Origin of the sequence: Hydrogenophaga palleronii NBRC 102513, from assembly GCF_001571225.1 — a bacterium.
GTDB classification, from domain to species: domain Bacteria; phylum Pseudomonadota; class Gammaproteobacteria; order Burkholderiales; family Burkholderiaceae_C; genus Hydrogenophaga; species Hydrogenophaga palleronii.
In genome coordinates this window covers 1-6907 of record NZ_BCTJ01000073.1, presented here as the reverse complement: position 1 = coordinate 6907, position 6907 = coordinate 1, and the positions used below count along the sequence as shown (strand labels likewise).

Here is a 6907-nt window from a genome sequence, read left to right as displayed (position 1 = left end):
CAGGGGGGAGCCCCCGTCATCGATGCCATTGGCGTTGATAGGCCCACTGCGCATAACGCGCATGCGCCTGCGCGGTCTCGACCAGGGCCGGGTCGGGTTGCTGCGTGTCCTTGAGCACACCATCGTGGTAACGCATCAGCCGCGGCGGGCTGTCGGGTTGCAGTACCGCCAGCCTGTCGCCCTCCATGTAGGCCTGGATCTTGTCGAACTGCAGGATTGCGCGCCCGGGCCGCACGCGCTGTGCCGGGTCGCTCATGTCGCGGCCGATCCAGGGTTGTTCGCCGCTCAGACCCATGAGTGACACCAGCGTGGGCGCGAGGTCGATCTGGCTCGCCACGGTGTTGATGCGCTGCGGCTGCTGGATCGGGCCACCCAGGATCAGGCCGGGGATGTGGAAACGCTCCACCGGGATCAGCGACGGACCGTAGACGCGCGAGTTGTGGTCGGCCACCACCAGGAAGATGGTGTTGTCCCAGTAGGCTGAGTTGCGCGCCTTCTCGAAGAACCGGCCGAGCGCGTGGTCGGCGTACTTCACCGCGTTGTTCACCGTGTTCTTCGGTTGCTCGTAGAGATCGAAGCCACCGTCGGGAAACTCGAACGGCGCGTGGTTGGACGAGCTGAACACCAGGCCGAAAAACGGCTTGTCGGGCGGTTGCTGGCTGAACTGCTGGTGCGCGCGTTCGAACAGGTCACCGTCGGACGCGCCCCAGGTGGCGATGAAGGCGTCTTTCGGCATGTCCTTCTGCTCCAGCACGCGGTCGAAACCGTTGCCCATGAAGTAGCTGCGCATGTTGTCGAAGTGCGATTCGCCGCCGTAGAAAAAGGTCGACTCGTAACCGTGCGGCTTGAGAAAGCTCGCCAGGGTGAAGAAGCCGCGCTGTGACTTCGCCAGCTTCACCGTGCTCACCGCCGCGGTGGGCGGAAAACCCGCCACCACCGCCTCGATGCCGCGCACCGAGCGCGTGCCGGTGGCGTACAGGTTGTCGAACCAGATGCCTTGTTCGGCCAGCCGGTCCAGGTTGGGTGTGAGCGGCAGGCCACCCAACCGGCCGACGAACTCCGCGCCCAGGCTTTCCTCCAGCACGATCACCAGGTTGGGCTTGCGTGTGCGTGGGTGCAGGCTGCTCTGCAGGTGGCGCATCGGTATCTTCGGATCGGTGAAGGCGCTGGCGGGCAGGCCGGTCTCGCGCCGCACGGTGTCGATCACCCGCGCCTGCGGCATCTCGGCGTAGGTGATGCCACCTTCTTCGGCCTTGCCCGACTGGTAGATCGCGTAAGCCACGGTGTAGAGCGAACTCAAGGGCAGCTCGTTCACCAGGTGGTCGGCGGTGATGGCCGCCGTGGCCGGGTTGACCGGACGGTGGCCCAGCGCGCCGCGCGCACACAGCGCCAGCAGCGCGAACAGCAGCATCGACAAGGGCACCGCCTGCCAGACGCACAGCGGTGTGGCAGGGCGCGTCGCGGGCCGGCTCGCGCGCACATAGGCCCAGGCCATGGCGGGCAGTGCCACCGCGGCGGCCAGCAGGTGGGCCCAGTAGTCCTTGAGCAGCGTGCCGCCCACTTCCTTCGCGTAGCCCAGGTACTCGACGAACAGGTAGTTGGGCCGGCTGTCGTACTGCGCGATGAAGGCCGGTGTGGACAGCTCCATGAAGGCGAGCAGCAGCAGCGCCAGGCCGCCGTACCAGCGCAGCGCGGCCGACCAGGCGCGCTGCGTCGGGCGCGCCATCGCCATCCAGGGCGTGAGCGCGGCGGGAGCGGCCCAGACCAGGCCGATCAGCACGGCGTCGAAACGCAGGCCTTGTTGCCACAGCAGCGGCCAGGCCTGCGCCTGCGAGATGCGCTCGTGCTGCCACAGCGCCAGGCCGAGGCGCGAGAGCCAGAGCAGCACCAGCATGCAGGCCATCGGCACCAGCAGCGGACGCAGCACCGCCAGCGTATTGCGCCAGGGCAGGCGCGGGCGGCGGGTGGCATCGCTGGACGCAGCGGGCACGGCCGGCCGCGCCCGCATGAGCCGCCAGCCGGCCAGCGACACCGCGCAGCAGATCCACAAGGTCCAGAGGTTGTGGCTGGGAAAGTGCGCGCCGCGCAGGGTCTGCACCGCACCCGCCAGCCCACCCACGGCCAGCACCGCGATGAGCCAGCGCCAGCCCACCTCGCGGCGGCGGATGCGGCCGGCCGGCGCGTCCAGCCAAGGCAGGCACAGCGCGATGAAGGCAAAACCGCTGGAGGCGTGGCCACCGGGGAAGCAGCGCCCGGGGCCGCCGTCGCTCAGGCCCCAGGCCCAGTGCGAGACGGTCTGTGCCGAACCACCAAAAGCCTGCAGGTCCCAGGGGCAGCTGGTCAGGCTGTGGTTCTTCACCAGGTTCACCGCCAGCAGCGACAGCGTGGCGAGCCCCCATACCAGCGCGCGCTCGCGCCGTGGCAAGGCGCTGCGCGGCCAGAGCGTCCAGGCGCCCAGCAGCAGCCACGCGCCCACCATGGCCTGGCGCAGGCCGTCGTGCAGCACATGCGAAAGCCACCAGTGGTCCTGCAAGGCAAAACCTTGCGCCGTGCCGATGTGCTGCATCACCACCATGTCCAGCCCGCTCAGGTCCCACAGCAGGACGAATGCGAGCAGGCCGAACAGCCCGCTCCAGGCGGTGAGCGGGTGCGGTCGCGCGGGGGTGACGAGGAGAGCGCCGGGGCGGGCGGAGGGCAGTGCGTGCATGGCGCTCACTCTCGTGTGTCCAGGTTATCTGCACCTTAAGGCGGCGCTAAGGCGGGTGTCCATAATGGAGAACCCCCGGCCAATGGACCCTGCGGTCCCCACTCTCAACATGCGCGTTCTTGTGGTGGAAGACGACCCCGGCATCACCAGCGGTCTGCTGGCCTCGCTGCGCCAGGCCGGTTATGCGGTGGACAGCTGCGCCACGCTGGACACCGCCTGGCTGGCGCTGGCGGTGGAGCCCTTCGACGTCATGCTGCTCGACCTCGGCCTGCCCGATGGCGAAGGCCTGGACCTGCTCGCGCGCCTGCGCCGCCAGCCGGCGCCCGCGGCCGGGCAGGAGGCGCTGCCGCGGGCCGACATGCCGGTGCTCATCATGACCGCGCGCGACGGCGTGAGCGACCGTATCAGCGGCCTGGACAGCGGCGCCGACGACTACATCGTCAAACCCTTCGACGCCAACGAGGTGCTGGCCCGGCTGCGCGCCATGCTGCGCCGCGCCGGTGGGCGCAGCAAGCCGGTGATCGAACACGGCGAGCTGGTGATCGACCCGGCCGCGCACACCGTGCTGCGCGCCGGTGAACCGGTGGCGCTCGGCGGCAAGGAGTTCGCGCTGCTGCTCACGCTGCTGCAGGCGAGCCCGCAGGTGCTGTCCAAGGCGCGGCTGGAGTCGGCGCTGTACGGTTTTGACGAAAGCCTGGAGAGCAATGCGATCGAGGTGCACATCCACCACCTGCGCCGCAAGCTGGGTGACAGCCTGATCAAGACCGTGCGCGGCGTCGGTTACTTCGTACCGCAGGAGGCCGGCGCGCCGCTGCCTTCGCCGGTGGCGCGGCGGTGAGCCGCATGCCGGAACACGCCCGCCCACCCGCGCGCAGCCTGCGGCACTACCTGCTGGCCTGGGCGCTGGGCGTGCTGGTGGCGGTGTGGCTGGCGCTGATCGCCTTCGCCGGTTCCACGGCCTTCCGCGAAGCGCGCCAGTTCTCCGACGGCCAGATGACCGCCGTGGCCCGGCTCTGGCTGTCGGCCACACCACACCGCAGCGAGGCCATGCCGGTGGGCGAAGCGCCCGACCTGCAGCACGAGTACCTGCAGGAGGTGGCGGTGCTGGGCTGGGACAACGGCCAACTGGTCACCGACACCCATGGCCTGGTGGGCGGGCTGAACCTGGCGACCCTGCCGCAGCGGGGCTTTGCCACCTTGCGTGTGAGCGTGCCGGGCCAGCCGTCCGAATGGCGCGCCTATGCGGCCGAGGCCGCCCAGCACGGCCACCCACGCCGCGTGGTGGTGCTGATGGACCTGAAGCAGCGCTACGAACTCGGCAAGGACATCGCCGAACACGTGGCCCTGCCCGCGCTGCTGGTGCTGCCGCTGGTGGCCCTGCTGCTGTGGTGGGCGATCCGGCGTGGCCTGCGCCCGCTGGACCGTCTCTCCAGCGAGGTGGCCATGCTCGACGGCTTCGCCGGCCAGCGGCTGGGCACCTCGCACCGGCACCGCGAGTTCGCCAGCACGGTGGCCGCCATCAATGCGCTGGTCGACACGCTGCAGACCCGCGCCCAGCGCGAGCGCGAATTTGCCTCCGACGTGGCGCACGAGCTGCGCACACCGCTGGCCGCGCTGGCGCTGCAGGCCGGGGCGGCGCAGCACGATCCTTCGCCCGAGCGGCTGGCGCAGCTGGAGCAGGAGTCGCTGCGCGCCGGCCGCATCCTGTCGCAGTTGCTGGAACTGGCGCGCGCACAGCGCAACGCCATCGCCGGCGACGCTGCCCCGGCCGCCGCCCCGGTGGTGCTGGGCGAGCTGGCCGCGCAACTCATCGCGCGCCACGCGCCGCTGGCGCACGAGAGCGGCCACGAGCTGTCGCTGCAGCAACCCGACACACCGGTGCCGGTGCGCGCCCAGCCCATGCTGCTGGAGCTGGCGCTGCGCAACCTGATCGAGAACGCGCTGCGCCACACGCCGCCCGGCACGCAGGTGGCGGTGGAGGTGTGGCAGACCGGCAGCGCCTTCGGCGTGTCGGTGAGCGACGACGGCCAGCGCGCCGCGTCCACGCTGGCCCATGCCGTTGAACCGGCGGCCGAGAACGGCGGCCTGGGGCTGGGCCTGCGGCTGGTCGAGCGCATTGCCGAACAGCTCGGCGCCCGGTTGGAGCGTGACCGTGGTGAGGCCCCCATGACGACCCGCTTCAGCCTGCGCTGGCCGCGCGCATGACGCGCATCACGCACATAAGGCTGGTTTAACCTGGCGTGCGCACAGTGCCGGGGCCGGCATGTGCCGGTGTCCGGATGCCGGCCATGTCACGCACCTTGCCCTTTGCCTTTCCCCCGTTCCTCGCCCGCTGGCGCCGTCCTGCCAACCCCGCGGCCACGACCACGGCCACGCCGCCCGCGCTGGCCGTCTGGGGCCTGGCGCTCTGGCTGGCCAGCGTGGGCAACCTGCCGCTGTGGCAACGCATCCATGCACTCGGCGGCAGCCCGATGCAGCGGCTGGTGTTGATCGCCGGCCTCGGCGGGCTGCTCACCGGTGCCCTGGGTGCATTGCTCTCGCTGCTGGTCTGGCCGCGTGTGTTCCATGTTGCGGCCAGTGCCTTGTTGTTGATGGCGGCGTTCAACACCCACTTCATGTGGCAGTACGGCGTGGTGATCGACCCGACCATGCTGGCCAATGTGCTGCACACCGATGTGAACGAGGTGCGTGACCTGATGTCGGGCGCGCTGCTCGGCACCATGCTGCTGGTGGCCGGCCTGCCGCTGTGGTGGCTCTGGCGCCGGCCGCTGGCGTTGCGCCGCACCGGCCCGCAGGTCGCGCGCAACGCGCTGGGTGTGCTGGCCGGCGTGCTGCTGCTGGTGCTGGCCACGCTGGCCGGTTACCAGGGCCTGGCCTCGCTGATGCGCAACCACAAGGACCTGCGCTACATGGCCAACCCGCTCAACACGGTGTACGCCGGCGTGCGCGTGGTGGTGGACCAGCTGCCGCGCCAGGTGCAGCCGCTGAAACCGGTGGGCGAAGACGCGACCCTGGGCGCCACCTATGCGCAGCAGGGCCGCCCGCCGCTGCTGGTGCTGGTGATCGGTGAAACCGCGCGCGCTGAGAACTTCGGCCTGGACGGGTATGCGCGCAACACCACACCGTTGCTCGCGCGTTGGCAGGCGCGTGGTGATCTGGTGAACTTCAGCGAGGTGCGCTCCTGCGGCACCAACACCCTGGTGTCATTGCCCTGCATCTTCTCGCCACTCACGCGCACGCAGGGCGGCGACAAAACACCGGACCACCAGAACCTGCTCGACGTGTTGCAGCGCGCCGGCCTGGCCGTGCTGTGGATCGACAACCAGGCTGGCTGCAAGGGCGTGTGCGAACGCGTGCCGCACGTGTACGCCAGCGAACAGCCCGTGCCCGGCCTGTGCCAGGGCGGTGAGTGTTTTGACGCCGCCATGCTGCACGGCCTGGACGAGCGCATCAACGCGCTCGACCCGGTGCGCCGCGCGCGTGGCGTGGTGCTGGTGCTGCACCAGATGGGCAGCCACGGGCCGGCCTATGCGCACCGCGCGCCCGCCGGGCTCAAACCCTTTCTGCCCGAGTGCACCAGCATCACGCTGTCGGACTGCCCGCACGAACAGCTGGTGAATGCCTACGACAACTCGATCGCCTACACCGACCATTTCCTCGACCAGACCCTGCAGTGGCTGCAGGCGCGCGCACAACGCGGCAGCGACGACACCGGCCTGATCTATGTTTCCGACCACGGCGAGTCGCTGGGCGAATCCGGCCTGTACCTGCACGGCGTGCCTTACGCGCTGGCGCCCGAGCAACAGACCCATGTGCCCATGGTGGCCTGGTTGTCGCCCGGCCTGCAGCAGCGCAGCGGCGTGTCCATGGCATGTCTGCGCGAGCACGCCGATGCACCGCTCTCGCACGACCACATCTTCCACACCGTGCTCGGCCTGATGGACGTGCAGACGCGCGCGCACCAGCTCGCGCTGGACGCGTTGCTGCCCTGCAGCGCGGCCGCGCAGGCCCATGCCACCGAACCCGCGCCGGCGGGGGCGGCACGCAAGGGTTGAAGCCGTGCGGGGCGATACCCCGTTTTTCCTACAATGCGGGCTTCCTTCAGCCGACCCGGTGCCCCGCGCGCCCGCCCACCCCATGTCCTCTTTCATCCGTTTCTCCGATCTGTGTGCCAGTGGCCAAGCCAAGGGCCAACGCGTG

The 6907-nt window shown here is 70.1% G+C and carries 4 protein-coding genes; 3 read left to right on the top strand and 1 reads right to left on the bottom strand.

Annotated features, from left to right (window positions below; genetic code table 11):
* Window positions 1-16: 16 nt before the first annotated feature.
* Window positions 17-2707: a sulfatase-like hydrolase/transferase gene (locus tag HPA01S_RS22045; RefSeq protein WP_066273597.1), complete on the bottom strand. Its 2691-nt coding sequence runs from the start codon at window positions 2705-2707 to the stop codon at window positions 17-19.
* Window positions 2708-2816: 109 nt separating this feature from the next.
* Between HPA01S_RS22045 and HPA01S_RS22040 the strand changes: the two genes are divergently transcribed.
* From HPA01S_RS22040 to HPA01S_RS22030, 3 genes are all read left to right on the top strand, one after another.
* Entirely contained in the window at window positions 2817-3545 is a 729-nt protein-coding gene (locus tag HPA01S_RS22040) for a response regulator (RefSeq protein WP_066273600.1), read from the top strand.
* 5 nt (window positions 3546-3550) lie between these two features.
* Window positions 3551-4912: a sensor histidine kinase gene (locus HPA01S_RS22035; RefSeq protein ID WP_157085146.1), complete on the top strand. Its 1362-nt coding sequence runs from the start codon at window positions 3551-3553 to the stop codon at window positions 4910-4912.
* Window positions 4913-4995: 83 nt separating this feature from the next.
* Entirely contained in the window at window positions 4996-6762 is a 1767-nt protein-coding gene (locus tag HPA01S_RS22030) for a phosphoethanolamine transferase (protein ID WP_084360913.1), read from the top strand.
* The last annotated feature ends 145 nt before the right edge of the window (window positions 6763-6907 follow it).

Excerpts from the sequence above, each read along its gene's own strand:
- HPA01S_RS22045 (WP_066273597.1), bottom strand. The coding sequence starts at position 2,707 with ATGCACGCACTGCCCTCCGCCCGCCCCGGCGCTCTCCTCGTCACCCCC.
- HPA01S_RS22040 (WP_066273600.1), top strand. The coding sequence starts at position 2,817 with ATGCGCGTTCTTGTGGTGGAAGACGACCCCGGCATCACCAGCGGTCTG.
- HPA01S_RS22035 (WP_157085146.1), top strand. The coding sequence starts at position 3,551 with ATGCCGGAACACGCCCGCCCACCCGCGCGCAGCCTGCGGCACTACCTG.
- HPA01S_RS22030 (WP_084360913.1), top strand. The coding sequence starts at position 4,996 with ATGTCACGCACCTTGCCCTTTGCCTTTCCCCCGTTCCTCGCCCGCTGG.